At 46.6% G+C, this 26663-nt stretch carries 24 protein-coding genes and 1 pseudogene; 17 read left to right on the plus strand and 8 right to left on the minus strand.

Annotated elements, in window-relative coordinates; all coding sequences use genetic code 11:
• Positions 1-16: 16 nt before the first annotated feature.
• Positions 17-1696 carry a glycosyltransferase family 4 protein gene (locus tag QT998_RS09370; RefSeq protein WP_194068821.1) on the minus strand — a complete coding sequence of 560 codons (1680 nt, stop codon included), beginning with the start codon at positions 1694-1696 and terminating at the stop codon, positions 17-19.
• Positions 1697-2087: 391 nt separating this feature from the next.
• Here QT998_RS09370 and QT998_RS09375 point away from each other — a divergent pair, with 391 nt between their 5' ends.
• The 8 genes from QT998_RS09375 (at position 2088) to QT998_RS09410 (ending at position 11551) form a co-directional block, all read left to right on the plus strand.
• Entirely contained in the window at positions 2088-2327 is a 240-nt protein-coding gene (locus QT998_RS09375) for a DUF3134 domain-containing protein (RefSeq protein ID WP_194010307.1), read from the plus strand.
• A 130-nt stretch (positions 2328-2457) separates the two neighbouring features.
• Entirely contained in the window at positions 2458-3573 is a 1116-nt protein-coding gene (mraY, locus tag QT998_RS09380; protein ID WP_333113953.1) for a phospho-N-acetylmuramoyl-pentapeptide-transferase, read from the plus strand.
• A gap of 216 nt (positions 3574-3789) precedes the next feature.
• A complete protein-coding gene (locus QT998_RS09385) occupies positions 3790-4779 on the plus strand; it encodes a glycosyltransferase (protein WP_333088092.1) in 990 nt (329 codons plus the stop codon).
• Positions 4780-5095: 316 nt separating this feature from the next.
• Entirely contained in the window at positions 5096-6955 is a 1860-nt protein-coding gene (locus QT998_RS09390) for an NAD(P)H-quinone oxidoreductase subunit F (protein WP_333088093.1), read from the plus strand.
• Between the two features lie 104 nt (positions 6956-7059).
• Positions 7060-7779 carry a carbonic anhydrase gene (locus tag QT998_RS09395; RefSeq protein ID WP_333113956.1) on the plus strand — a complete coding sequence of 240 codons (720 nt, stop codon included), beginning with the start codon at positions 7060-7062 and terminating at the stop codon, positions 7777-7779.
• 107 nt (positions 7780-7886) lie between these two features.
• Entirely contained in the window at positions 7887-9392 is a 1506-nt protein-coding gene (locus tag QT998_RS09400) for an NADH-quinone oxidoreductase subunit M (protein ID WP_333113959.1), read from the plus strand.
• Positions 9393-9606: 214 nt separating this feature from the next.
• Positions 9607-9996: a NirD/YgiW/YdeI family stress tolerance protein gene (locus tag QT998_RS09405; RefSeq protein WP_333113963.1), complete on the plus strand. Its 390-nt coding sequence runs from the start codon at positions 9607-9609 to the stop codon at positions 9994-9996.
• A 232-nt stretch (positions 9997-10228) separates the two neighbouring features.
• Entirely contained in the window at positions 10229-11551 is a 1323-nt protein-coding gene (locus QT998_RS09410; protein ID WP_333088100.1) for a CO2 hydration protein, read from the plus strand.
• Here QT998_RS09410 and QT998_RS09415 read toward each other — a convergent pair.
• Positions 11542-11865 (minus strand): hypothetical protein, encoded by a 324-nt coding sequence (locus QT998_RS09415; protein WP_333088103.1) that lies wholly within the window; start codon positions 11863-11865, stop codon positions 11542-11544. The genes QT998_RS09410 and QT998_RS09415 overlap by 10 nt on opposite strands.
• A gap of 70 nt (positions 11866-11935) precedes the next feature.
• Here QT998_RS09415 and QT998_RS09420 point away from each other — a divergent pair, with 70 nt between their 5' ends.
• A complete protein-coding gene (locus QT998_RS09420) occupies positions 11936-12142 on the plus strand; it encodes a hypothetical protein (protein WP_106150778.1) in 207 nt (68 codons plus the stop codon).
• A gap of 145 nt (positions 12143-12287) precedes the next feature.
• Here QT998_RS09420 and QT998_RS09425 read toward each other — a convergent pair whose 3' ends face one another.
• Positions 12288-12503 carry a type II toxin-antitoxin system HicB family antitoxin gene (locus QT998_RS09425; protein WP_333113985.1) on the minus strand — a complete coding sequence of 72 codons (216 nt, stop codon included), beginning with the start codon at positions 12501-12503 and terminating at the stop codon, positions 12288-12290.
• A gap of 494 nt (positions 12504-12997) precedes the next feature.
• Here QT998_RS09425 and QT998_RS09430 point away from each other — a divergent pair, with 494 nt between their 5' ends.
• Together QT998_RS09430 and QT998_RS09435 are read left to right on the plus strand one after the other, a co-directional pair.
• Positions 12998-13426, plus strand: coding sequence for an IS607 family transposase (locus tag QT998_RS09430; protein WP_442921530.1), 429 nt, complete (start codon positions 12998-13000; stop codon positions 13424-13426).
• Positions 13417-14682 (plus strand): annotated as a pseudogene (locus QT998_RS09435) (RNA-guided endonuclease InsQ/TnpB family protein); the annotation flags it as partial. The gene QT998_RS09430 and the pseudogene QT998_RS09435, both read left to right, overlap by 10 nt.
• A 90-nt stretch (positions 14683-14772) precedes the next feature.
• Here QT998_RS09435 and QT998_RS09440 read toward each other — a convergent pair.
• Positions 14773-15243, minus strand: a complete 471-nt coding sequence (locus QT998_RS09440; RefSeq protein WP_333113965.1) for a hypothetical protein — start codon at positions 15241-15243, stop codon at positions 14773-14775.
• 193 nt (positions 15244-15436) lie between these two features.
• On the opposite strand from QT998_RS09440, the gene QT998_RS09445 reads away from it, so the two are divergent.
• The 4 genes from QT998_RS09445 (at position 15437) to QT998_RS09460 (ending at position 16574) form a co-directional block, all read left to right on the plus strand.
• The gene (locus QT998_RS09445; RefSeq protein ID WP_193974409.1) at positions 15437-15649 is read left to right on the plus strand and encodes a helix-turn-helix domain-containing protein; all 213 of its coding nucleotides are present in this window, start codon (positions 15437-15439) and stop codon (positions 15647-15649) included.
• Between the two features lie 78 nt (positions 15650-15727).
• Complete coding sequence (locus QT998_RS09450; RefSeq protein ID WP_106332166.1) at positions 15728-15940, plus strand: helix-turn-helix domain-containing protein; 213 nt, start codon at positions 15728-15730, stop codon at positions 15938-15940.
• A gap of 86 nt (positions 15941-16026) precedes the next feature.
• Positions 16027-16239: a helix-turn-helix domain-containing protein gene (locus QT998_RS09455; protein WP_333113988.1), complete on the plus strand. Its 213-nt coding sequence runs from the start codon at positions 16027-16029 to the stop codon at positions 16237-16239.
• 140 nt (positions 16240-16379) lie between these two features.
• A complete protein-coding gene (locus QT998_RS09460) occupies positions 16380-16574 on the plus strand; it encodes a hypothetical protein (protein WP_333027259.1) in 195 nt (64 codons plus the stop codon).
• Between the two features lie 132 nt (positions 16575-16706).
• On the opposite strand, the gene QT998_RS09465 is transcribed toward QT998_RS09460, so the two are convergent.
• From QT998_RS09465 to psaA, 4 genes are all read right to left on the minus strand, one after another.
• A complete protein-coding gene (locus QT998_RS09465) occupies positions 16707-17063 on the minus strand; it encodes a hypothetical protein (RefSeq protein WP_333088106.1) in 357 nt (118 codons plus the stop codon).
• Positions 17050-17589, minus strand: coding sequence for a group I truncated hemoglobin (locus QT998_RS09470; protein ID WP_333088107.1), 540 nt, complete (start codon positions 17587-17589; stop codon positions 17050-17052). Before QT998_RS09470 ends, QT998_RS09465 begins: the two co-directional genes overlap by 14 nt.
• 773 nt (positions 17590-18362) lie before the next feature.
• Complete coding sequence (psaB, locus tag QT998_RS09475) at positions 18363-20588, minus strand: photosystem I core protein PsaB (RefSeq protein WP_333088108.1); 2226 nt, start codon at positions 20586-20588, stop codon at positions 18363-18365.
• A 108-nt stretch (positions 20589-20696) separates the two neighbouring features.
• Positions 20697-22991, minus strand: a complete 2295-nt coding sequence (gene psaA, locus QT998_RS09480) for a photosystem I core protein PsaA (protein WP_194010323.1) — start codon at positions 22989-22991, stop codon at positions 20697-20699.
• A gap of 642 nt (positions 22992-23633) precedes the next feature.
• On the opposite strand from psaA, the gene QT998_RS09485 reads away from it, so the two are divergent.
• Both QT998_RS09485 and arsM read left to right on the plus strand, forming a co-directional pair.
• Positions 23634-25220 carry a hypothetical protein gene (locus tag QT998_RS09485; protein ID WP_333113968.1) on the plus strand — a complete coding sequence of 529 codons (1587 nt, stop codon included), beginning with the start codon at positions 23634-23636 and terminating at the stop codon, positions 25218-25220.
• 104 nt (positions 25221-25324) lie between these two features.
• Positions 25325-26293, plus strand: a complete 969-nt coding sequence (gene arsM, locus QT998_RS09490) for an arsenosugar biosynthesis arsenite methyltransferase ArsM (protein ID WP_333088113.1) — start codon at positions 25325-25327, stop codon at positions 26291-26293.
• Positions 26294-26663: the final 370 nt, after the last annotated feature.

Raw genomic sequence — 26663 nt, forward strand, 5'->3', positions numbered from 1 at the left:
GATTTAACATGAACCATTACCGATTCCCAATGACTAGCACGCCAAATTTTACGAGATAGAGTAGCGTCCGATACAGGTGTGCTAATTCTTGCTCGTTTTTGGCATAAAGCCTGAGAATCTCGCCCGCGCTAACAGTGCCTTTTTGCTCGATCGCCTTTAACATCTCCATCTGAATCTTAACAGAGATTCTTCGGTCTTGACCGAAACTGCTAAACCAAATAGTCTGCAACTCTTTCAGAAGTTCTGGTGTGGCGATCGCACCCAGACTCAGCATCATATCATTGGTTAAAGTTCTAGTCGCATAATGGCCCAACACCCGAAACGGATCGTCACTTAGCGGATAAGGCGGTTTCCCTGGTTTTAAAGGTGCCGATTCCGGTGCAGAAACCCGAATTTCTGCTAATTCCCGCCACAACTGTTCGTAAGCAGCAATTACTACTTTCCAATCATAAATCTCCCTCGCCCTTTGTCGGGCATTTTCGCCCATCCGCTTTCTCAATTCTGCGCTGTCAATTAACAGACACAAGGCACGGGTACAAGCATCAATATCAACTGCTGTGGCTAGGGAAGTGTGACCCATGTAAGTCGGCCAATTCAAACTACCGTCGAGATAATTTAGGGCTAAATCTAAACAAGCTTCTGGCGGCGGGATCAGTGTGGGAATGCGGAAGCCGTCGATTTCGTGGCGTACTGATTCTTTGTATCCGTTCCAATCAGAAACTATGGCCGGCAGTCCGTTAGCCATTGCTTCGATTGGCGTCAGTCCGAAGGTTTCTTGAATGTTGTCGGAAAGCGAAATAAAAATGTCGGCCGCCGACCAAATATTAATTCTAATTTCCGGTTTTCTGCCATCTAAAAAAATAGCATTTACGGAGGGACAAAATATTTGCGCGCTATTTTTAAAGTCGGGTTCTTCTCTCAAATCTTCGATCCAACCGGCTTGAATTAGGTGGATTTTAGCTTTGGTTTGCTGTGCTGCCCGTTCTAAGGCGATGTACATTGGTACGGGATGGGCTTTTGCCGAAAAAGTTAATCTACCGACAAACAACACAACAATATCGCCGGGAGAAATGCCGAGTTCTTGTCGCTGTTGGCGGCGGCTGTTAACTGCTTCCACACCCTGCGGAAACGCGCTGCAATCGACTCCTAGGGGAATAATTGGCAATTTGATCAAAATTTCCGGTTGACCGCCGTTGCGCTGCGCTAAATATTCTGACCACTGCGTCAGAACTCCTTCTACTGCTGTTTTCACGGCCCCAGAGGTGCAGATCAGCGCGTCCCAAGGCTGTGTCGGTGCGGCGATCGAATCGCCGATCGCCTCCATGACGTATTTTGTACCGATTGTGTGGGTAACGCCGCAAATGCTGTAGGCCCGCTGATCGACAAATCTGCGCGCCCAAGCCAGATCTGCCAGGGCCGGATCGGGTCGGTAAATTGTCCCCGGTTGAGATAGCAAATCCGATCGTTGTGTGGGAATCCAGCGGACTTTCCGAGGTGTTTCCAGCCAAGGTTCGATGCGGGCACAAAATTCCTCAAAAGTGGTTTGGCTATCTGCACAACAGTAGAGAGAGTCAGCGGTGCCGTGTTGGACTAAGCTTTTGAGAAATCCTTCTCCGGCTGCATGACGCCCCAGAAGTCTCTTTCCTGTGGTGTCGTAACCCTCTTTGTTGTATAAAACGGCTGCGGTGGTATCCATCCTGAGATTTATTGCTTGAGAGTTGACTGAACAATGTAGAGGCTATTTGCCATCAGGCTTCACTCGAAAACCAGGAGAGTGTTGTGAATCTGCCGCTTGCCAGAGAACCTTGCGTCCTGGATCTGTTAAAGGGCGATCGTCTCAGATTACAATACTTACGGCTAAAAAAGGATTGGCAAGAGCGGATTTTAGTGTTATTCTGGGGCCCATGCTCGGGACAAGTTCCTTTTCGGTCTGCCATCCTATCGAGATCCGGAAGCAAACAGTCTCTGTGGTATAATGCCCTAGCGCTGCTAAATGCCGGATGTGCAAGCGATTGATCGAAAGAGCAGTCACTCGGCAAAATATTACCTCTACTCGATCGCGTCTTTCCGTTTAGAAACCGAGAATCATGTATAACCCATCTCTGCGCCAAATCCCTCGCCACTTGCCTGCGGACGTAATTCCATTAAAGCAGGAATCATCTCTTTTAGACTGGTTGGAATCTCAGAATCGCCTGTTAGCAAGGGATGTCCAAGAACCCAACTATCTCAACGAAGAAGAATTTCCCGAACTGATGGCAGTTGACGACAATCCTTACGATGATTTAGAAGAAGAAGCTGAAGATGATGCGGGTGCAGGCGACGAATAACGGATAACAGGGTGAAAGAATCAACCGGAAACAGGGAATAAAAACTAAGAGATTTTGCAATCTCCGGTATTCCACCCTATTCCTCAATTGTCAATTGCTTATTCTCAAATGGTGTGTGTGCAGGAGTGATATGGATAACTTTGTCGATGAAAGAATCCCTTTTAGTATACCTTTCAAACTTACAGGTCGGAATTTATTGCTCGTGCTGGGTTTTGGACTTGGCATTGTAGCGATCGGTTTAGATGTAGCAGCGGGCAGATTTTTGAATTTGCCTCGATCGCTATTTTTACCGCTAGTGGTTTGTGCTTTCGTTGCATCGGGATTGGGCTATCTAATAGTTCCCGTACTCCAAAAACTGAAAGCAGGACAAATAATTCGCGAAGACGGCCCCCAAGCCCACTTAAAAAAAGCCGGAACTCCAACAATGGGCGGAGTTTTTTTTGTACCGGCGGGAGTCGCAGTCGCTTTACTCTGGTCTAATTTTAACTCAGACGTTGTGGCAGTATCTGCTTTAACTTTAGCTTACGGTTTCATCGGCTGGCTGGATGACTGGCAAATTCTGCGCCACAAGTCGAATAAAGGTATTTCACCTCGGATGAAATTGGCTTTGCAAATAGGTTTTGCAGCTTTATTTTGTCTGTGGTTAATGTTGCACAATCCAGCAATTTCTACGAACATTGCTTTGCCTTTCGGTTGGGTATTGCCTTTGGGTTTGCTGTTTTGGCCGCTGGCGGGTTTTGTGTTAGTTGCTGAAAGCAATGCTACTAATCTTACCGACGGCATTGATGGGTTGATGGGAGGTTTAGGGGCGATCGCACTTTTGGGATTAGGCGCATCTGTAGCCTCAACTTCGCCAGAATTAATGATATTTTGCGCCTGCATCAGCGGCAGTTGTCTCGGTTTCTTAACTCACAATCGCAATCCAGCCAAAGTGTTTATGGGCGATACAGGGGCCTTAGCTTTGGGCGGTGCGTTGGGTGCGGTAGCTTTATTAACAAATAGCCTTTGGATATTATTAATTATCAGCGGGATTTTCTTTGTAGAAACGCTGTCGGTAATTGCTCAAGTAGGTTATTATAAAGCTACGAAAGGCCCGGATGGCATCGGCAAGCGTCTGTTAAAAATGGCTCCGCTGCACCATCATTTAGAACTGTGCGGCTGGCTGGAAACTCAGGTGGTTGGTATCTTTTATTTAACTAACGGGGTGTTAGTATTAATGATTTTGATGTTGTCTAGCAATAGTTAACAGCGGATTATTAATAGAGTTTACAGCATATGTAGCTGATGTTTTCTGCCATGTTAAAAAACAAATAAGATGCCCGTTCCACAAGAACTCAATGCAGTTGTGGAACGGGCATTTTGCCAGTTTTAGATTAAAAAAAGCCTCAAAAAAGGTAAAATAAAACTGGTTCGTAGTAAGGACTTTAGTCCTGATTGACTCAACAACCAGCAGAGAGGATGAATGAACAGTGCGGAGTTTTTACCCTTTGTTTCGGTTGTGGTACCTGTTTACAACGGTGAGAGGGATTTGCCGGATTTAATCGAGTGTCTGCGATCGCAAACTTATCCGCCACACAGTGTAGAATATCTCATAGTAGACAACAACAGTCGCGATCGCACTTCAGCAATTATCCAAACAGCTACAAACTTGAACCCCCCCTCAGTCCCCCCCTTGGTAAGGGGGGGAAGCCCTTTGGATAGAATAACCATTCGCCACCTCACCGAAAACCAGATTCAAAGTTCCTACGCCGCCCGCAACAACGGAATTCACAGCTCAAAAGGTGAAATAATTGCCTTTACCGATGCAGACTGTCGCCCCGAAATTCACTGGCTGGAAAATTTAGTTAAGCCATTTGTTGACTTAGAAGTAGGAATTAGCGCGGGGGAAATTCTCGCCCTCCCCGGTAATAGTCTCTTAGAAAAACACGCAGCCCGCGACAATACTTTATCTCAAAAACATACTCTCGCTCACCCTTTTTGTGCCTACGGTCAAACCGCCAACTTAGCTGTACGCAGGCCGATTTTAGCAGGAGTCGGTTTGTTTCGCCCGTACCTTACGAGTGGTGGCGATGCGGATTTATGCTGGCGGATTTTGCGAGAAACATCCTATAAAATGTATTTTGCCGAAAGTGCGATCGTCCGACACCGCCACCGTTCTACAATAAAACAGTTGCAAAGTCAATGGTATCGGTACGGCGAATCTAATAAATATTTGCACGAACTCCACGGCGTCGATTTGATGCGTGAATTTACCACAGGCGAATATTTGTATCGGCTGGCTAGGTGGCTGTTAAAAGAGTTGCCGGTTGCTGCGGCTAAAAGTGATCTCGCCCGCCTCGATCTGGTAGATTTGTTACATACGCCGATCGGTCTTTTGAATGTTAGAGCAAGGGCGATCGGACAGCGCCAAGCCAAACTTCCTTTAGCAGCTTGGGAAATTGACCAGCTTTAATCACTAAAAAAAATACGGGGCGGTTAACACCGATTCTCTACTTCTATACAGGCAAAACCCGCTATACAAGCGGGTTGGAGACTATTGGCCAGCCCTCTTATTTTTGCATCGTATAAGTATAATTTATCTTCTGATAAGTACCATTAATCAGCAAATATGAAAATTTCCGGCAATCCTTAATATAAAATTAATAAGTCTATTCTGAAGCGCCGGCTTCAAAACGACAAGAAATTCGCAGTCACCCCAAAATTTCTTTACTGGCGATCGAGATTATTCTCAGATTATTAATTTTTTGTAACATTTACAGGTAGTGCCAATGGCTCAAATCCTACTCCAGACCGTTTGGTTTATACCTTGCTACCCACTCATCGGCGCATTTCTGTCGATACTGTGGTTTCCTGGACTAACCCGCCGCACGGGCCCTAGACCCTCCGGTTACATAAACGCCATTTTAACCTTCTTCGCTTTCGCCCACGGCGTCATAGCCCTAACCGCAGCTTGGAACCAACCGGCACAACAGCAGTTGATTCCCTGGCTGAACGTCGCAGGTTTAGACCTCACCATTCCCGTAGAAATCTCTGTTGTCACCGTCGGGGCTACAGTTTTGATTACCGGACTAAACTTTGTGGCGCAGGTTTATGCCTTCGGCTACATGGAAATGGACTGGGGCTGGGCGAGGTTCTTCTCCCTGATGGGGCTATTTGAAGCGGGGATGTGCAGCTTAGTTTTGTCCAACTCCCTGTTTTTCAGCTACATGATTTTGGAAGTCCTGACTCTGGGAACTTACCTGCTAATCGGGTTGTGGTTCAATCAATCTTTGGTAGTGACGGGAGCCCGCGACGCTTTCTTGACTAAGCGGGTGGGAGACTTATTCCTACTGATGGGAGTAGTTGCAATTCTGCCGCTGGCGGGAACTTGGAATTTTGACGAATTGGCAGTTTGGGCTCAGACTGCAAACATTGACCCCACAGTCGCCACGCTGTTGAGTTTAGCTTTGATTGCCGGCCCGATGGGCAAATGCGCTCAATTTCCCCTGCACCTGTGGCTGGATGAAGCGATGGAAGGCCCATTGCCGGCAACGATTTTGCGGAACACGGTAGTTGTGGAAACCGGCGCTTGGATTTTGATTAAATTGCAGCCGGTCATCGCTTTGTCGCCCGTGGGACTGAAGACAACTATTATTGTAGGTGCTGCAACGGCCGTTGGTGCTTCCTTAATTGCGATCGCCCAAATCGACATCAAGCGCACGCTATCCTATATAGTTAGCTCTTACATGGGCTTGGTATTTATCGCCGTCGGTACCGGACAAACCCAAACAGCTTTGACATTGATATTTGGTTATTCCTTGGCAATGGGTTTGCTGGTGATGAGCATTGGTTCAGTAGTTTGGAACAGCATCACTCAGGATGTCCGAGCTCTCGGCGGTTTGTGGCCCAAGCGCCCGATATCGGGAATATCGTTTCTTGTCGGCGCTGCTGGAGTGATTGGACTGCCGCCCTTCGGCTGCTTTTGGGCTTTATCGGAACTAGCAGGCGGGTTTTGGAATACCCACCCTTCACTGTTAGGAGTCCTGCTGTTTGTCAACGGTGTAACTGCTTTTGGCTTAGTGCGCGTTTTCGGTTTAGTTTTTGGTGGTAAACCAAAGCAAATGACCGAACGTTCCCCCGAAGTTTCCTGGCCTTTTATCTTGCCGATGACCGTGTTAATGGGATTTACCTTGCACGTTCCGCACTTGCTCGCCGCGTGGCAACTTTTGCCTTTGGCAACTTTGAATTATACTGCGGTCGGACTGTTGGTTTTGTCAAGTGCGATCGGCATCGGTGCAGGGGCATTTATTTATCTCAACGAAAAGTGGGAAAAACCGGTGCGAATTGGTTCTCAAGCCGTACAAGACTTCTTTGCCTACGACTTTTACACCGCCAAACTTTACCGCGTCACAGTGGTATTTGCCGTCGGTCTGGTATCCCAAATCATATCCTGGGTCGATCGCAATATTGTTGACGGATTCGTAAATTTAGTAGGTTTTGCCACTGTTTTCGGCGGGCAGAGCCTCAAATACAACGTCAACGGTCAAACTCAGTTTTACGCCCTGACAATTTTGTTCGGAGTTGCACTTTTGGGACTGCTAGTAAGCTGGCCTTTGTTGGCTCGTCTCTCGCTGATTGTTGGCGGGTAAAGAGATATAACATTTAAAATTTTAGGTGACATTTATAACCTAAAATCTTAAATAAATGAATTCTCGAATAAAGATTTCAAACCCGATCCAACAATCCCAAGTACATGAAAGACAATAACCGACCAGTCAATCTTTCCCGACGCAATTCACTCAAATTTGTAGCAGGAGCAATAGGTACAGGAATACTCGCAGCACGAGTCGGCGCTGATGTGGCTGCACCGGCACCAGCAATTGCTCAAAATGACATGACTCCCGATGCTGCTTTAAAACAGTTAATGGACGGGAACAAGCGATTTGTTGACAGAAAACGCACAAATCCCCACCAAGACTTATCCAGGCTCACCGAAGTAGCAAAAGGTCAAAAACCCTTTGCTGCTATTCTCGGCTGTGCTGATTCCCGCTTTCCTTCCGAGATTATCTTTGATCAGGGATTTGGAGATTTATTCGTCTGTCGCGTGGCCGGAAATGTGGTTACTCCAGAAGAACTTGGCAGCCTGGAATTTGGCACGCTGTTGTTGGGAGCAAAAGTGCTGATGGTAGTCGGGCATGAAAACTGCGGTGCGGTAGGTGCAACCCTCAAGGGCGCTGAAGTTCCCGGCCAAATTGGCAGTTTAATCGAATCAATTAAGCCTGCTGTAGAAAGCTCGAAAAACCAACCGGGCGATCATCTAGAAAATGCCGTAAAAGCTAATGTTTTGCTGCAAGCTAAAAGGTTGAAAGCATCTCCAGTTATCTCTAAGTTAATTGAGGAGAACAAACTGAAAGTTGTTGGTGGATACTACGATTTAGACACGGGTGCTATCAGTATTGTTGCTGATTCCTGATGCAATTTGTGATTAATAATTTGGGGTAAAGTCAACATCTAAACTCTCAAATCATTAATGGCTAAAACCTAGAAAATAGATTCTTTACTCTTCACTCTTCACACATTATGCTTAGTGCCTTGCTCTGGTTGCCCGCGTTGGGCGCTGCGGTAGTGGGTTTCTTACCAGGAAATATCAATGCAATGCGACTGCGCTCAATAGCCTCCGCCTTCGCTGTTGCTATTTTCCTGTTAAATATCTTGCTGCTGACTCAATTTGACACGACAAATTCAGGACTGCAATTTCAAGAATATTTGCCTTGGATTCCCCAATTAGGTTTGAGCTACAACTTAGGGGTTGACGGCTTATCTTTGCCGCTAATTGTTTTAACCGGATTGTTGACGCTATTAGTGATTTACGGCACCGGCGAAGGAATAGCTCGTCCACAGCTTTACTACGCGATGATTTTGCTGATCAATGCGGGTGTCGTTGGGGCATTGATGTCTCAAAATTTGCTGTTGTTCGTACTTTTTTACGAGCTAGAATTAATTCCGTTTTACCTGTTGATTGCGATTTGGGGCGGCAAGCAGCGGGAATACGCTGCGATGAAGTTTCTGATTTACACGGCTGTTTCGGGACTTTTAGTTTTAGCGGGATTTTTGGGTGTAGCTTGGCTGAGCGGCTCTTTAAACTTCGATTACAGTGCGATTACTACTCAAGACTTGTCCTTGAAAACGCAATTAATTCTGCTAACAATTGTGCTGCTGGGGTTGGCAATTAAAATTCCTTTAGTTCCCCTGCACACTTGGCTACCGGATGCCTATGTCGAAGCTTCGCCAGCAACCGCAATTCTGTTGGGAGGGGTTTTGGCGAAGTTGGGAACTTACGGTTTGATCCGGTTTGGTTTGCAGATGTTTCCCGAAACTTGGTCGATTATCGCTCCCGGTTTAGCGATAATTGGTACAGTCAGCGTGATGTACGGTGCTTTGAGTGCGATCGCCCAAAAAGATATCAAGCGCATGGTAGCCTATAGTTCGATCGGGCATATGGGCTACATCCTCGTCGCCTGTGCAGCCGGAACAAAACTCGCCTTAATCGGTGCAGTCGGGCAAATGGTAAGCCACGGCTTGATTTTAGCTTTGCTGTTTTATCTAGTAGGCATCATCGAAACCAAAGCCGGCACGCGGGATTTGGACGTACTCAACGGCTTGATGAACCCGTTGCGAGGTTTGCCCACAGCAAGTTCCCTGTTAGTTTTGGGAGGCATGGCAAGCGCCGGCATTCCCGGTTTAGTCGGTTTTATCGCCGAATTTTTAGTATTCCAAGGCAGTTTTTCAGCATTTCCAATTCCGACTTTACTGTGCATTTTAGCCTCCGGGTTAACAGCAGTTTACTTTGTAATTCTGCTCAACCGCACCTGTTTTGGAAAGTTGGACAACGCCACGGCTTACTATCCTCCAGTTAAGTTTGCCGAAAATATGCCAGCCCTAGTCTTAGCCACTCTCATTTTCTTCTTGGGAGTGCAACCGGTGTGGCTGCTGAAGTGGAGCGAATCTACTACAAATGCGATGGCAGTAACTCTGTCAACGGGCAGATATTCTCAAGTAGCTGTCAGCTATCAGCCGGATAAATAGAGCGTGAGAAAGTAGAGGATAGAAAAAGTACGAGTCTTTGATGATTCTGCTTTCTTCTTCTTTCTGCTTTCTGCTTTCTTCTTCTTCCTTATCCCAGCCGATTATAAATGTGTTAAAGTAGGATATAGCCTTCAACGACGGCAGCTTCATATAATAGACGCGAGAGTTTGAGCTAACTGACAAAATAGCACTGATTGCCAGGAAATAAGAACTCATGAAACGGAAAAAACTTTTTAGTTTGCTCGCAGTGACAACCATTCTTTCATCTGCAGCAGCCACTTCTGTGTTTGCACAAGCCCTAACTCGAATCAGCGATTTGCGACCGTCGAGAACACCAACTACCATCTCTGGGAAAGTAGTCGGTTTTGGAGATGCTGATGACAATGAGTGGATTATCGACGACGGCAGCGGTCAAATTAGAATCGATGCCGGGCCCCGCTCCTGGCGCAATATTAATGTATCAAAAGGTGAAACAATCAGAGTTGTTGGCGAGATGGACGACGATGAATTTGATGCTTTTTCTATTACCCGCTCGAACGGCTCAGTAATTAACATCCGCTCTCCCAAAGGCCGGGAGCCTTGGGATGACAAAGAGGACGATTAACTGCAAAATTTGGCGCTATCTGTCTGCTGAGCCTGGGATTGCGAACAAGAAGATTGCCTCCGAAATTATTGGAGGCATAAAAACATTCAAACCTTAGTTTTTTACCATTCCTCGTGACTTTAACGAAAAATATTCGTAAAGGAAACAAATTTCTGACTGCCTGTGCGTAAGCCCTAGGCCTAATTCCAAATATTTCTAAATAGTCAAATTCATTCAAACCAAGGAACAAACAATGGTACAAACACCTACTAAACCAGCAACTAAATTGCCTCCTTCCAAGCACGAATTTGCCGAAGTAATTCACAGACTGGAAGCTGGCGGCGCGATGATTCCAGATACGCCGGAAAATCTGATGCAAATCATCGCGATTTGGAAGGCCTACGCGGTGCCGATGGACTTCTACTGGCGGGATTTACTTTACATCGCCGAACGGGTATTTTTACACCCGCTGCCCTTCTTTAAATACTTCTTACCCCAGGAGTATTTAGATTTGCAAAATCACTATTCAGGTGACGGTGCAGATTTGCGGATTTGGCGGGGGACTGGAAGCGCACACCCGGAACTTTTGGAGTTCATGGAAAATGGGGAAACTGGCAAAAAGTCGCGACTGTTTCACCATTTGTGGCACGATCGCATTAACATGGAATTTGCCGAAGAGGTCATGAGGTCGATGCTTTGGCACCGGGGGATGTACGTTCCTGTCAATCAGTTTGACCCTTATCTCGACAGCGACGAATACAAAGCTAATGCCGATCGCGCCATTAAAGCTTACTTCAAAAAAGATCCGTTCATGCTGGCGCTGCACAAAGCATTCCCGGATTTGTTTTTAGAACAGTGCCGCCAAATGTCTTATTACAGCAATCTCGGCTTGTTTTGGGAAGTAATGGCCCCGGTGTTTTTTGAAGTTTCCGACTTGTACGACGAAGGCAAAGTTACCACAGTCCCGCAGGCGATGGATTTCATCACAAATGGCATATTTGCGATCGCCGGTCGTCCGATTTACCACCACGTTGTCATCGACGGAGAAACCTACGAAATAATCCCGAAATCTAAAGGTTTCACTTGGCTGTACGAAGCAGCGCTACCTTATGTAGAAGCTATATTTTACCGCACTTCGCCGTTCCGGGGAACCAAATCGTACAACGCGCAAGCCAAGGAAGTTCCCGACGATCAAAAAGACTTCCACTACGGAGTTTTGTATGCAGATAAATTCCCAGTAGGTACTGCCGGAATTCCGCCGACTTTGCTAGCACAAGATATGCTGCACTTCCTGCCGCCTTATTTGATGGATTTCTACAAACAGCGGTGTCGTGGCGAGGATGATATTCTCAATCAAATTGGGGTGACGTTCCAGCGATCGATGTACTGCGTTACTTCGGGGGTGATTCAAGCTTTGCGGGTTGCCCTACTGTATCCTTTGGACGATCCAAATCCGAAGCATTTGAAGGCGAATCGGGCGTTTTTCGAGTCTCAGATCGATCGCTTCTGCCGCCCGGAATACGGCATGAAATACGCAGCGAAGTTGAAGAACATTCAGACTTCAGATTACAGATAAAAGATGTTGGCGGGCGGGCTAGAATCCCACCACACAACAGAACTCATTCTTTGTGGAACAGGCATTTTGCCTGTTCTCGACAATGGTGCAAAATATAAATTGCAACTGACATGGAAAAAAGAGAGTTGTTTAATCGATTTCAAAAAAGGTATGATATTAAATAAATTAGCATCATAAATATACATCTCTCTCTTCTCCTCCTCTGCGCTCTCTGCGCTTTCTGCGGTAAAAAAAATCCAATCTAAAAAAGAATCCTGAATAGCCAAGATATCGCAAAATATATCAAAGCAACCGATTAAATAAATTAGCATCATAAATATACATCTCTCTCTTCTCCTCCTCTGCGCTCTCTGCGGTAAAAAAAATCCAATCTAAAAAAGAATCATGAATAGCAAAGATGTCGCAAAATATATCGAAGCAACCGACGGAATTTCCAAACCTTGGCTGTTAGTGCAATTGCGGCTGAAAAAATTGCAAGAAAGGCGATCGGAAATTTCTGCAGAAGAGTATGTTACAGAACTTGCCGATATCCAGCAGGATTTAATGAATCTAGGGGAATGGTGGGTAGGAATAGAAGATGAAGTGTTTTAAAAGTTAAATCGCGATCGGTAAAATCAGCAATTCATCAATAGTCTAATTCCATCATCTAGTTGTCTCAGTTTAATAGACAAAGAGAACAGGCGATTCACGAAGAAGGATAGCTGCGATTCACAAACTTTTCGGCTTTGGATTATACTCAGGCGATTTGAAGAATGCTAGGTTCGGGGATGGGTTCACCTTCTTCCTGCCAAGCTTCTAGATACATTTCGAGCACTTCTTCGCCATGTCGGATGGCTGCTTCGCGGGTTTGGCCGTGGGTACAGGGCATGATAACGCGATCGGCAAATTCTGGAATAGTCACTAGGAAAAGTTGATCTTCGTCAGACCATTGGATGCTGATACTGTACTGTATCGATTCATGAATCTTCCTGCTTTAACTCGTCGAGTTCCGCTAACAATATTGCCAACTGCTTCTCTCTCATAGCGTGGCACATCATCTCCGTCTTTGCCTGGAATTGTTAAGGTTTTGCAAATCAAAGGATGCTGCTATCTCTCATGGCTACGTTTTCCGCGTTTTGCCAAATAAAGCCTTCGCGGGTAATCTGAGCTTTTAACTCGCGAATTTTTCTAGACATGGTGATTGTCCATTTTCTACCTCCATTGTATTCTAAAACTTTATTAAGTTTATAGGCAGTAGTAGTCAATAATGGTATTATGTAGTCAGGATGTCGAAAATGAAACTACCTGACTACGCCAAAGCAATAGGCATAAGTTACACAACCGCGTGGCTAAGAGTGGAAGGCAAATAAGCTGCCACATCCGGCACGGCAGACCGAAAGCGGTCTAATTATAGTTGACTACTTACCGCAAGCGCCATCAAACCAGGTTAAAAAGAACCGAGTCGCTATTTACAGTCGAGTCTCATCTTCGGAGAATAAGGACAACCTCAACCGCCAATCGGAGAGGTTGACTGAGTACGCCATTACTAACGGTTATCAAGTTGTTAGAAATGTCAAAGAAATTGGCAGCGGACTAAACGACCACCGAAAACAATTAGAAGCACTGTTGCAACAAAATGACTACGACATTTTATTAGTTGAACACAAAGACCGTTTGGCTCGATTTGGCACAAATTATCTAGACGTTCTACTACTAAGATTAGGAATTAAGCTGGAAATAGTTAACTTAGCAGAAAATGGAAAAGATGAGTTGATGCAAGACTTAGTGGCTATAGTTACAAGCTTTGCTGCTCGACTCTACGGACAACGACGTGCCAGCAGAAAAACAGAAAAAATAATTGCCGAGTTGAAAGATGGAGGTGCTGAATGCAGCTAGTAGAGAAGCACATCATTAAATCAACAGAATCTCGTTTCGCTGAAATTGACCAACTAGCTTTCAAATCCAAAAATCTGTACAATGCCGCTAACTACGTCATTCGTCAGAACTTTATTTATGGATGGGGCTATGCCAATTACAACGAGATGAACCGATTGATGAAGTCTCAGGTCGCATATAAGGCTTTACCCGCCAAAGTAAGTCAGCAAATCTTGATGGTTCTAGATCAGAATTGGAAGTCGTTTTTTGAAGCCGTCAAAGCATACAAAACCGACTCCTCTAAATTCACTGGTCGCCCAAAATTCCCAAAGTACAAAGATAAGCTTAAAGGTCGAAACCTTCTCGTCTACACGATTCAGGCGATTAGCAGCAAACAATTGAGAAACGGAATTATTAAACTTTCCGGCACTGAACTCTCAATCAAAACTAAAGTCAACCCCGACCAAATTTGTCAAGTTAGGTTGGTTCCGAAATGTGATTCCTACGTAATTGAGGTAATTTATGATGAGCCGGAGTCCACCGTCAGCGACGACAAATTCGTAGCAGGTATTGATTTAGGACTGAATAATTTAGTGGCGTTAACTTCAAATCAACCGGGATTTGTCCCGCTGTTGATTAACGGGCGACCATTGAAATCGATTAACCAGTTCTATAACAAGCGCAAAGCGCAATTACAATCCCAATTGAAAGGGTGTCGCAAAAGTTCGCCCCGCATTCAGCGCTTAACTCGCTGCCGCCATCAAAAAATAGACAATTATTTGCATCATGCAAGTCGCACGATTGTCGATGTCTTGGTCGCACAACAAATTGGGATGCTAGTAATCGGTAAGAATGCACAGTGGAAAACCGAGATCAATCTCGGAAAGCAAACCAACCAAAACTTTGTTAGCATCCCTCACGCTCGATTAATTGAGATGCTGGAATACAAAGCTTTCTTGGTTGGAATTAAGGTGAGCGTGCAGGAAGAATCTTTTACCTCCAAAGCCAATTTTCTAGGCTTAGATCCAATTCCTGTTTACGGGAAAACAGAAACAGAACCTGTTTTTACTGGGAAACGGATCTCACGAGGTTTGTACAAAACATCAACTAATCAGTTGATTAATTCTGACGTGAACGGTGCTTACAACATTCTCAGAAAAGCAATCCCAAATGCGTTTAGCGATGGGATAGTGAGCTGCGTAGTTCGAGCCTTGCGCGGGTTAATCCGCTCAAAGTAAAACAGAAAGGGGAGGGCTGACGCCTCCCATGTCATTGCAATAAATGACTATAGTTTTACCAGCTATCCATTAGCCATTTATTTGAATTGTGCCTGTGCCCATTCTCACAGTTGCTCGTGCGATCGCACTTTAAAATTTTTCCATCAAATCTTTTTCTTGGGCGTAAACATCTCGTAGCTGTTGCAGCGCGGCCCCTGAAATAACCGATTTAACATTAGCTACCAAGAACCCCCACTCCAGCAATCTGTCAACTGAAACAGCTTTTTTAAACTTGTGCGTGTAGAATTTAGTCCAAAATGCCGGTGCTAGCTTGCTTTTCCAGCGTTTGTACCATCTGCCAAAATCTTGAAGGGCGATCGGCTTTACTTCTATAATTGGGGGAAAATCGGCGTAGCTGACAAAGCGGCTGATGTGTTTGGCGTGCACGTAAACCATGTAGCGGCAGCATTCGATGCGGTAAATCTCGTCTACTGCGATATCGAACAGCAGTGCGACTGTTTCTTCGGTGACGAATCGCGCCAGCGGATGCAGGATGGGAGATTTGTGAATTATCTTGGATTCTGCGATCGCCGGCGATTTTGACTGATTTTCTGATATCATTGGTTGTAGACCTCTGGATATGGTAAATGCACCTGTCGATAGAGAGTAAATCTCTTGATGGTCGGTGTGGAGGACAGATAATATCTGTCGAGATGAGGTTTAATAAACGATCGCCTTTTAGTTTTCGAGGCCAGAGGGCGATCGGCTTTTTATATACAGTAATTGTACGACGCAACTGCATCAACTGTCAAGCATGGGTTTAGTCAGGCTAAAAATTCGGGAACTAGCGGCGGAGAAGGGCTGGACGCTTAAAGAAGTATCCGATCGCTCTGGGGTAATTTATAGCACCGTCAGAAGCTATGCTCGGCGTCCTGAAATGGCAATGGTAGACTTTACTTGCCTGCGGAGGTTAGCTCGAACTTTTGATGTGATGATTGAGGATTTGGTTGAGGTTTTGGAAGAATAGCCGATCGACCTTGAGCATCCTCGGTCAAAATAATCTATATTTTATAAAATAACTACGCAATTGCATCAACTATCAAGCATGGGTTTAGTTAGAATTAAAGTCAGAGAACTAGCCGCCGAGAAAGGCTGGACATTCAAGGAAGTTTCAGAACGTTCTGGGGTAGTCTACAACACGGTGAAGCATTATGCTCGTTGTCCAGGCCTGACAACGGTTGACTTTACTTTGTTGCGGAAGTTAGCTCGAACTTTTGATGTGATGATTGAGGATTTGGTTGAGGTTTTGGAAGAATAAGCTGTTCGACCTTGAGCATTCGAGATTGGGGCGATCGCTTTTTCAGATATAATTATTTTAAAACGCAACTGCATTATTTGTCAAGCATGGGTTTAGTCAGAGTTAAAGTGCGAGAGCTAGCGGCCGAGAGGGGCTGGACATTTAAGGAGGTGGCTGAGCGTTCTGGCGTGGTTTACAGTACCATTACAACTTATGCTCGTCGTTCCGAAATATCAATGGTTGACTTTACCGCCCTGTACAAGTTAGCGCGGGCATTTGATGTGATGATTGAGGACTTGGTGGAGATTATTGAGGAATAGGTAATTGCCCTTTCCACGTTTCCACTATAAACTTTTTGTTTCGTCTTGTCAAGACGCGCTTAAGCATTTTGCATCGCAGCTAAAAGCTGAGGTTAAAAGTGCTAAGATTTAGTCGAAGTTGTTAATATCCCGTTACCTTTGTGACTAGAGCCAGTACCGCCATCGGGGTGAGCCCCATCATCAAGGAACTTGTGCAGAAAAAGGCGCTAGCAACCCGACTAACGCTGAAGGAAATTATCTATGTCGGGATGCTGGCGATTGACGAGTTGGACGAAAAGCGCCTGCAAGAGTTGGCCGATCAGGTGCATCAGATGCAGGTGAATGGGGAGATTTGAGTGGTTGAGGGCAAATCCCTACCCTTCCCGAAGGCACGCGCGTTAGGGATAGCTTCGCTCGCGCGGACTTCGGGTGAAGTAAGGTAAGGGCGATCCTATGGAACTTGTGTACCGAGCCAAATTCTGATTTTTCTACCAATAAATGGGGGTGCTGCCCTTGTCAACGGGAGCGTTCTCCAATTTAGAATTTGTACCCGTTTCGGTGCTCTTAGCCCCACACAGTTTGCTCAAATCAACTATCGTGGTATCCGAGCGCTGATAAAAACACAAAGGTCGATCGTTGGATTGAGGATGGGGTGGAGCAAAAGTAGCAGGCCTGGAAAAGCGCTCAGAAGACTGCCTCGGCATTGGGGATACTGGAACTTTCATCTCGGTGGTTGGCTCTGACGGTTTTGCATGGGCGGAGTCGGCCGTTACCATTCCTGACAGTAGCAGAAATGCCACCGAAAGCAGGAGGAGATAGGAGCGTTTGATATTACTTTTCGACAATCTTGCTTCTGAGACTATTAACAAATGCCAGGACTTCGACTTTCTCTGGTTGATTGACCCTATTTTTATCGAGAGCTTGGGACACACCATTAGCAAAAGCGTTAAATTCATTGTTCGTGAGACCTCCATCCATTCCACTATGGGAAAGCTTCATAGTCCGCCCTGTATAAACACAAGGCCCCCCTGCTGCTTGGCAGAATTGATCCACTAACAACTGACGCAGCCTCTGTTTTGAGTTTGTGCCCAAGCCAATAAAGTATTTACCAATTAATTGGTCAGCGAATATGAAAGTTGCTGAATCATCAATGACGGCTGCGATCCCGTTGTAGCCTCCTAGCCTAGTGTAGAGAGAATTTCCTCCGGGAACTTGTGCAATCAGATCTGTAGTTACTTTTTCTGCGGATTCTTGTCCTGACATCATCGGCGTAGAACGAGCGAAACTAGGGCTTAATCTGAAAGTAGTCACTACTATGACTGTCATACAAATTAATGTCAACAACATTGCCAAAGATTTACTGATTTTCATTGAAAAAGCTCCAATTGTGATGGTAATATGGTTAATTGAATCTTCAGCACTAAGTCATTTACAGATACATAGGCTTCAAAAGCCGGCAGCCAAAGTATAAGCCCAACTAAACTTAGTTTTTCACTCTGTGCGATGGTAAAGAGGCGATGGTAAAGAGGCGATGGGAAAGAGGCGATGGGAAAGAGGCGATCGGTCGTCACATCACTTGATAACTTTAGCATCAAATTATTTTAGGGTAGATTTTGTAATATTTCTTAGATAAGTCAGCATTTGGTGATGGATTGACTTCACATTGTGTTGCGTCTTGTCAAAACGCGGTTAAACAAGTTGCATCGCAGCTAAAAGCTCAGGTGAAAAGTGCTAAGTATGTTCCAATCCCTTTGAGCTTCTTGAACACTTGCCAATGACGCATCAAGCGCTACTGGTCTTTGCTCAATGCTGGGATACCGTAGTCCAGCATAGCAGAGGAGGCGATCGGCTAAGCCTCAGCAATCGGCAGTAATACCATTTTTATAAAGTTTTGGGACAGAAGAAGTTTTGGGTTTGTTTACACTCTGCGAGCGATGGGACAGGTGCGGATCTGTTAGATTGTCGATTTTTAGTTAGGGATGTTTTATGGCGATGCACCCTACGACTCAAAATGAGGTTTTTAGGATAAATTGATCGCCCTCAGATTCCTGATTAACAGCTTCAATTAACCAACACATCAAAAAAAAATCCCCCGCCAGAAGGCAGGGGATTTAATTTAATTACCTAGAAACCAGAGTTCAGAGTTACCCGAATTTCCCGGCCGTCGAGGCAATTACAAAGGCCGCGTAAGTGAAGACATTACCCACAGTAAAGTGAACTAAGCCAACCAAACGACCTTGGACGATCGACAAAGCAACAGGCTTGTCTTTCCAGCGAACCAAGTTAGCCAAAGGAGTGCGCTCGTGAGCCCAAACCAAAGTCTCGATCAGCTCTTGCCAGTAACCTCTCCAAGAGATCAGGAACATGAAACCAGTTGCCCAAACTAGGTGTCCGAATAAGAACATCCAAGCCCAGACTGACAAGTTGTTAGTACCATACGGGTTGTAACCGTTGATCAACTGAGAAGAATACAGCCAGAGGTAATCGCGGAACCAGCCCATCAGGTAGGTAGAAGACTCGTTGAACTGAGCCACGTTACCTTGCCAGATGCCTAGGTGCTTCCAGTGCCAGTAGAACGTTACCCAAGCTAGGGTGTTCAACATCCAGAAAACAGACAGGTACATCGCGTCCCAAGCAGAGACATCGCAGGTACCGCCACGGCCGGGGCCGTCGCAAGGGAAAGCATAACCGAAGTCTTTTTTGTCTGGCATCAGCTTAGAACCGCGTGCATCCAGAGCGCCCTTGACCAAAATCAAGGTGGTGGTGTGCAAGCCAAGTGCGATCGCGTGGTGAACCAAGAAATCGCCAGGTCCGATCGCCAAGAACAGAGAGTTAGTGCTGCTGTTAATTCCGTCCAACCAGCCTGGGAGCCACACGTTAGCGTAGTTCGGCCAAGCGGTAGAAGCAATACTGTCAGGGTTAGACAACAGTACGTCCATGCCGTACAGAGCCTTTCCGTGAGCAGCTTGAATGAACTGTGCGAACACTGGTTCAATCAAGATTTGTTTTTCGGGAGTTCCGAAAGCGACTACAACGTCGTTGTGAACGTACAGGCCGAGAGTGTGGAAGCCCAAGAACAGCGAGACCCAGCTCAAGTGAGAGATAATCGCTTCTTTGTGCTGCAACACGCGATCGAGCACGTTGCCTTTATTTGCTTCAGGATCGTAGTCCCGCACCAAGAAGATAGCTCCGTGGGCGAAAGCGCCGACCATGATGAAACCAGCAATGTACTGGTGGTGGGTGTACAACGCAGCCATTGTCGTGTGATCCTGCGCCATGAAAGCGTAGGGAGGCATCGCGTACATATGCTGTGCTACCAGGGAGGTGATCACGCCTAAAGCAGCGAGGTGCCAACCCAATTGGAAGTGCAGCGAGTTGTTGTAGGTCTCGTAAATGCCTTGGTGAGGCATATTGAACGGGCCTTCAACTTTTTTGCCAAAGAAATCTTTGGCGTCACACATTTCTTTGATGCTGTGACCGATACCGAAGTTAGTCCGGTACATATGACCGGCAACGATAAACAGAACTGCGATCGCCAAGTGGTGGTGAGCAATATCTGTCAACCACAGAGATTCTGTCTGAGGATGGAAGCCACCCAAGAAAGTCAGAATTGCTGTTCCTGCACCTTCGGCAGTACCGAAGACATGGCTCGCTGCATCTGGGTTTTCGGCGTATACGCCCCAGTTACCCGTGAAGAACGGAGCCAAACCTGCTGGGTGAGGCGGAGTTGACAAGAAGTTGTCCCAACCTACGTGCTGTCCGCGAGATTCGGGGATAGCAACGTGAACCATGTGACCCGTCCAAGCCAAAGAGCTGACACCGAACAAACCAGCCAAGTGGTGGTTGAGGCGAGATTCAGCATTCTTGAACCAAGACAAGCTCGGGCGGTACTTGGGCTGAAGGTGCAACCAACCTGCGAACAGCATGACAGAAGCCAGCAGTAGCAAGAAGATAGCTCCTTGATACAGGTCGCCGTTAGTCCGAACCCCTTGGGTGTACCACCAGTGGTATACGCCGGAGTAAGAGATGTCAACAGGGTTAGAAGCGCCAGCTTGAGTGAAAGCTTCTACTGCAGGAGCACCGAATTGAGGGTCCCAAATCGCGTGAGCGATCGGGCGGACATTTAGGGGGTCTTTAATCCACTGTTCAAAGTTACCTTGCCATGCTACGTGGAACAGGCTGCCCGAAGTCCACAAGAAAATGATTGCTAGGTGGCCGAAGTGAGAAGCAAAAATCTTTTGGTAAAGATTTTCTTCGGTCATGCCATCGTGGCTTTCAAAATCGTGCGCTGTGGCAATCCCGTACCAGATCCGCCGTGTGGTCGGGTCTTGGGCAAGGTCTTGGCTAAATTTTGGAAATTTCGTTGCCATAAGCCTTGATTAATCCTGAATCCTGAACGTTGAAGAGGTTCGGTTCCGAGGTTTGGATTCTGGGTTTGAGATTGCTCCCAAATCCTGAATCCAAAACCTAAAGGTAGTTTACCCTACCGAGATGATTCGCGCTAGGAAGAATGCCCAAGTAGTGACAATTCCTCCCAGGAGGTAGTGAGCTACACCCACTGCCCGACCCTGAATAATGCTCAGAGCGCGAGGCTGAATCGACGGAGACACTTTGAGTTTGTTATGAGCCCAAACAATGGACTCAATCAGTTCTTGCCAGTAGCCGCGGCCGCTGAACAGGAACATCAAGCTGAAAGCGAATACGAAGTGTCCGGCTAGGAACATCAGACCGTAGGCCGACAGTGCCGAACCGTAGGACTGAATTACCTGAGAAGCTTGCGCCCACAGGAAGTCCCGCAGCCAGCCGTTAATCGTGATCGCACTTTGTGCGAAGTTGCCGCCGGTGATGTGAGAAATTGTGCCGTCTGGCGATACTGTTCCCCACACGTCCGACTGCATTTTCCAGCTAAAGTGGAAAATCACGATCGAGATGCAGTTGTACATCCAGAACAAGCCGAGGAAAACGTGATCCCAACCGGATACTTGGCAGGTGCCGCCACGGCCGGGGCCGTCGCAAGGGAACCGGAAGCCCAAGTTACCTTTGTCAGGAACCAAGCGTGAACTGCGTGCAAACAACACGCCCTTCAAAAGAATCAGGACTGTAACGTGAATTGTGAAAGCGTGGATGTGGTGGATTAAAAAGTCCGCCGTACCCAATTCGATCGGCATCATCGCTATTTTGCCACCGACTACTACTGCACCGCCGCCAAAAGCGTGGCTGACGATTTCCGTAGCATTAGGCGCTGTTGTGCCCGGAGCCAAAGCGTGGATGTTTTGCACCCACTGGGCAAATATCGGACGCAACTGAATCCCGGTATCCGAGAACAAATCTTGAGGACGACCGAAAGCCCGCATTGTATCGTTGTGAACGTACAAACCGAAGCTGTGGAAGCCTAAGAATATGCAAACCCAGTTGAGGTGAGAGATAATTGCATCTCTATGGCGGATTACGCGATCGAGCAAGTTATTAACGTGCTGAGTCGGATTGTAATCTCGCACCATGAAAATTGCTGCGTGAGCCGCTGCTCCAACAATCAGGAATCCGCCAATCCACATGTGGTGGGTGAACAGGGATAGCTGAGTCGGGTAGTCGGTTGCGATGTACGGATACGGAGGCATCGCGTACATGTGGTGAGCCACGATGATGCTCAAAGAGCCCATCCAGGCCAAGTTCCACGACAGTTGGCAGTGCCAAGACTGTGTGAAAATTTCGTACATTCCCTTGTGGCCTTCGCCAGTGAAGGGGCCTTTGTGAGCTTCCAGAACTTCTTTGAAGCTGTGGCCAATGCCCCAGTTCGTGCGATAGAAGTGTCCAGCGACGATGAACAGCACTGCCAAAGCTAAGTGATGGTGCGCTGTATCTGTCAGCCACAAACCGCCTGTAGTAGGGTTCAGACCGCCTTTGAAGGTCAGGAAGTCTGCGTATGCGCCCCAGTTGAGGGTGAAGAAGGGGGTTAAACCTTTTGCGAAACTCGGGTAGATGTCAGCCATCAAGCCCGGTGTCAAAATCCACTCATGCGGCAGGGGGATATCAGCAACTGTTTTAATCAGCTTGCCGCCCACTGTCAGGGGTGCGCCTGCATCTATCGCGTCCATGCAAGCATTTATCGGCAGAGCAACGTGAATTTGTTGTCCTGCAAAGCCCAAGCATCCGCAGCCGAGCAAACCTGCCAAGTGGTGGTTCATCATCGATTCTACGTTCTGAAACCATTCCAGTTTCGGAGCGCGGACGTGATAGTGGAACCAACCGGCAAATAGCATCAAAGCTGCCATTACCAAAGCGCCGATCGCAGTGCAATATAGCTGGTATGAGTTAGTGATGCCATTAGCGCGCCACAGTTGAAACAGACCAGAGGTGATCTGAATTCCGTGAAAGCCGCCGCCTACATCTGCATTTAAAATTTCTTGACCAAAAATCGGCCAAACCACTTGAGCGCTGGGCTTAATGGCTGTTGGATCTGTCAGCCAAGCTTCGTAGTTGGAGAATTTAGCGCCGTGGAAATATGCGCCGCTTAACCATACGAAAATTACTGCCAAGTGGCCGAAGTGAGCGCTAAAGATTTTGCGCGAAACGTCTTCTAAATCACTTGTATGACTGTCGAAGTCGTGAGCGTTAGCGTGGAGGTTCCAAATCCAAGTGGTGGTTTTTGGCCCCTTAGCTAGAGTGCGATCGAAATGTCCCGGTTTAGACCACTTCTCGAAAGAAGTTGGAACGGGATCTTTATCGACTACTACCCTAACTTTTACCTCTCGCTCTGGAGGACTAATGGTCATGAAGACTCTCCTCTCGGTAAGACAAGGAACGAGAACTGAATACTGTATCTGACATTTCCCACGCTTAATTAGGCGGGGTATTCTCGGTTGACCGATACTGCTTGCACTTCACTCTTTGCAGAGTTAGATGCAGGTGTACCGTTTCCCCAAGCATTTTGCTTCTCTAAAGAAGCCAGTTCCCCAGTGTCCCTAACAATATATCTGGGTACTGCCAACTCTTCTCGTTATCTGAAGCAACCGATCGCATCCTTAATATCAGGTTTGATGCGGCTGCTCCTTTTGAGGGAGTTTTATGAATTATAAGCTTGCTACAGGACTATTCATCGCTTGTTAACAATACTTAAAAAACCTTCTATTCTTGATGCTATCAGCCCTTTATTTTTCACATAGCCTTGCAAAAGTCAAGGGGTATTGCAATTAAATTTACAAAACTCAAAGATAAGGTAATTGAGGAATACTCAGTTTATAGAGAGATTTTTGGGAAAACGGCTGCGAGATTTATTCGCGAGCTCGGATTAGTCGCCCGCAGACGCTCAATCGCAGGAAGAGAGCTCTCAGGAATTCTCGATCGGCAATTCCCCAATACAACATTCAGTTTTGGGCTATAGTTCCCTATGAGAAGGCTTCTAGGAGTATGGTTGCGTGATTGGCATCAATTGGCACAGAACGGTTGCGGGCAGGCTGGTGGCATTGTTCGCAGCAGCAGTATTAATTTTCGGTTTGGCAAGTTGTGGGGCGCGCGAGTCCGAATTGCCCGCATCAGGGAACAAGAGCGGCTCAGCTACCGCCCCAGCAAACAAAATTTCAGAGGTTTCTCCCCCAGAAGCCATTCAACAACTGCGTCAGGCGCTAGAAATATATCAGCCTCAAATTAGTATTTTGAATCCCAAACCTGACGAAGTGCTTCAGGATATAAATGTGTCCGTTCAGTTCCAAGTAAAGAACTTACCCCTTTTCAAAGACGCAAACTTGGGTTTGGGGCCCCACCTGCAAGTTTTATTAGACAACCAACCTTATGCAGCAGTTTACGACATCAACCAGCCTTTAACACTCTCAGACTTAGAACCAGGAACCCATACCCTGCGGGTGTTCGCGGCTCGTCCTTGGGAAGAAAGCTTTAAAAACGAAGGTGCTTACGCCCAAACCACCTTCCACATTTTTACCAAAACACAGAACAATAATCCCGATCGAACATTGCCCCTCTTAACGTACAACAGCCCCCAAGGCAGCTACGGGGCAGAACCCATCATGCTTGACTTTTACCTGACAAATGCTCCCCTGCACCAAGTGGCGCAACAAAATTCCCAAGATGAAATACTCGATTGGAAAATTCGAGCCACAGTTAACGGCCAAAGCTTTGCGATCGACCAATGGCAACCTATATATCTTAAAGGATTCAAGCCAGGGAAAAACTGGGTACAGCTAGAATTGCTCGACGAGGCGGGAAATAGCGTCAAAAACGCCTTTAACAATACAGCCAAACTGGTAAATTACCAACCCCAGGGGCAAGACACCCTTTCCAAATTAGTGCGGGGTTCCCTAACGGTAGCAGATGCTCGCGGCATAGTCGATCGCACCTACCAAGCCCCCACACCCAAACCAACCCCAACCCCACAACCAACACCCCCACCAGCAGTAGAAAAAATACCAGCAGCCGAACCCGAAGCAGCAGTTCCAGAAACGCCAGTAACCCAACCTAACTTAGATAGAACAATTGCTCCCGAAGTTGCACCCGTTCAAATAACAGAACCCGCACCCACAGCCACCCCGCAACTCCAAGCACCGAAAATTGTGGAACCAGTTCAAGAAATAGAACCAAAACCCACAACAACACCAGAATTAGAATCACCGAAAATTGTGGAACCAGTTCAAGAAATAGAACCACAACCCACAGCAACCCCACAACTACAAACCCCCAAACTTGTAGAACCAATTAAAACAATAGAACCGATACGAACAGCACCCCCAACACAAAAACAGGAAGATGGAGGATACTACAATCGGTTCCGCAACTTTTTGCATCAAGTTACCGAACCCGATACCTTTTCAAATTCTCCAACTCTGCCAGAAATAACCGAAAAAGCTCCAATACCAAAAATAGTCGCTCCTGCACTACCAGAAACATCTCCCAATCTGATAGCGCCAGCGCCCCCAGTTGCCGCTCCCGAAACCCCCCAATCAGCCCCTGAACGAACAGTTTTTGAACCAGAAAACCCGCCCAAATCCTAACAAAAAGTCAAATTGGAAACCTAAATATTTCTGAATTAATCAGCGTTCATCCACGTAAATCCGCCTCAATCTGCGGTCAAAAACAAAAACCAGAAAAATCAAAAATGACCTATCTCGAAACTGCGGCCCAATTCTATAGCGACGTAGCCGAAACACCCCAAATCGGACTTTGCTGCGTCCAAAGCAGCCCCTTGCAACTGCCAGGATTAAACATCCCCCAACAAATGCAAGAAATGAACTACGGCTGCGGCACAACAGTTCACGCCGCCGAACTTGTCGGTAATCCCATCGTGCTTTATGTCGGAGTCGGCGGCGGCTTAGAAGCACTGCAATTTGCTTATTTTTCTCGACAAAAAGGAGCAGTGATTGCCGTTGACCCGGTTGCAACAATGCGAGACGCGGCTGCACGCAACTTGCAAAAAGCAGCCCAAGAAAATGATTGGTTTGATGCGAGTTTTGTAGAAATTCGCGAAGGCGATGCTTTTGCGTTGCCGGTGCCCGATGCCTCTGTCGATGTTGTTGCACAAAACTGCTTGTTTAATATCTTTGAACCGGCGGATTTAGCTAAGGCATTAAAAGAGACCTATCGAGTGTTGAAGCCAGGGGGTAGGTTGTTAATGAGCGATCCGATCGCAACTCGCCCCATTCCGCAGCATTTGAAGGAAGACCAACGCTTGCGGGCCTTGTGTTTGTCCGGTGCTTTGACATACGAAGAATACGTTCAACACCTTGTAGACGTGGGTTTTGGGCAAGTGGAAGTGCGGGCGCGCCGTCCTTACCGATTGCTGGACAAACACAATTATCAATTGGATGCGGATTTGCTGTTAGAAAGCCTGGATTCGGTGTCTTTCAAAGTGGATGTACCGGATGACGGAGCTTGCATTTTTACTGGCAAGACGGCGATTTATACGGGGTCTGAAGAGCTGTTTGATGACGGGGCTGGCCACGTTTTGCAGCGCGGAGTTCCGGCGGCGGTGTGCGATAAAACTGCTGGGAAGTTAGGGGGATTGATGCCGGATAAGGTGTTGATTACTGATTCGACTTGGCATTATAACGGCGGCGGTTGCTGTTAGATTTGGTTAGGAATGGGGGAGGTAGCTTTTACCGCAGATATACCTCTTTCAACTCATTCTGCTGATAGTTATCTCTAGACAGTGCCTGATTAAAATTATGATAGGAGTTATTGTATGAGTTTGAGCGATTTTTTTAAACCTCTGAACCCTGAGGATTTTAGAGATATGATGCGAGATGTTTGTTGCAAGGGACATCGAGAGCGTCAAACTCTCAATCAAATTCTATCATTGATAGATTGTATAATTGACGGTGTAGAATTTGAGCCAATCATTTATGAAATGATCCAAGACATTAAGTAGGTCGGCGCAAAAAAACCGAACTATGTTAAAATAAGTAAAGAAAGAGAAGACATTTACTGAGGTAACTCAA

The sequence above is a fragment of the Microcoleus sp. S1D4 genome (genome assembly GCF_036700765.1).
In the GTDB taxonomy this organism is placed as follows: domain Bacteria; phylum Cyanobacteriota; class Cyanobacteriia; order Cyanobacteriales; family Microcoleaceae; genus Microcoleus.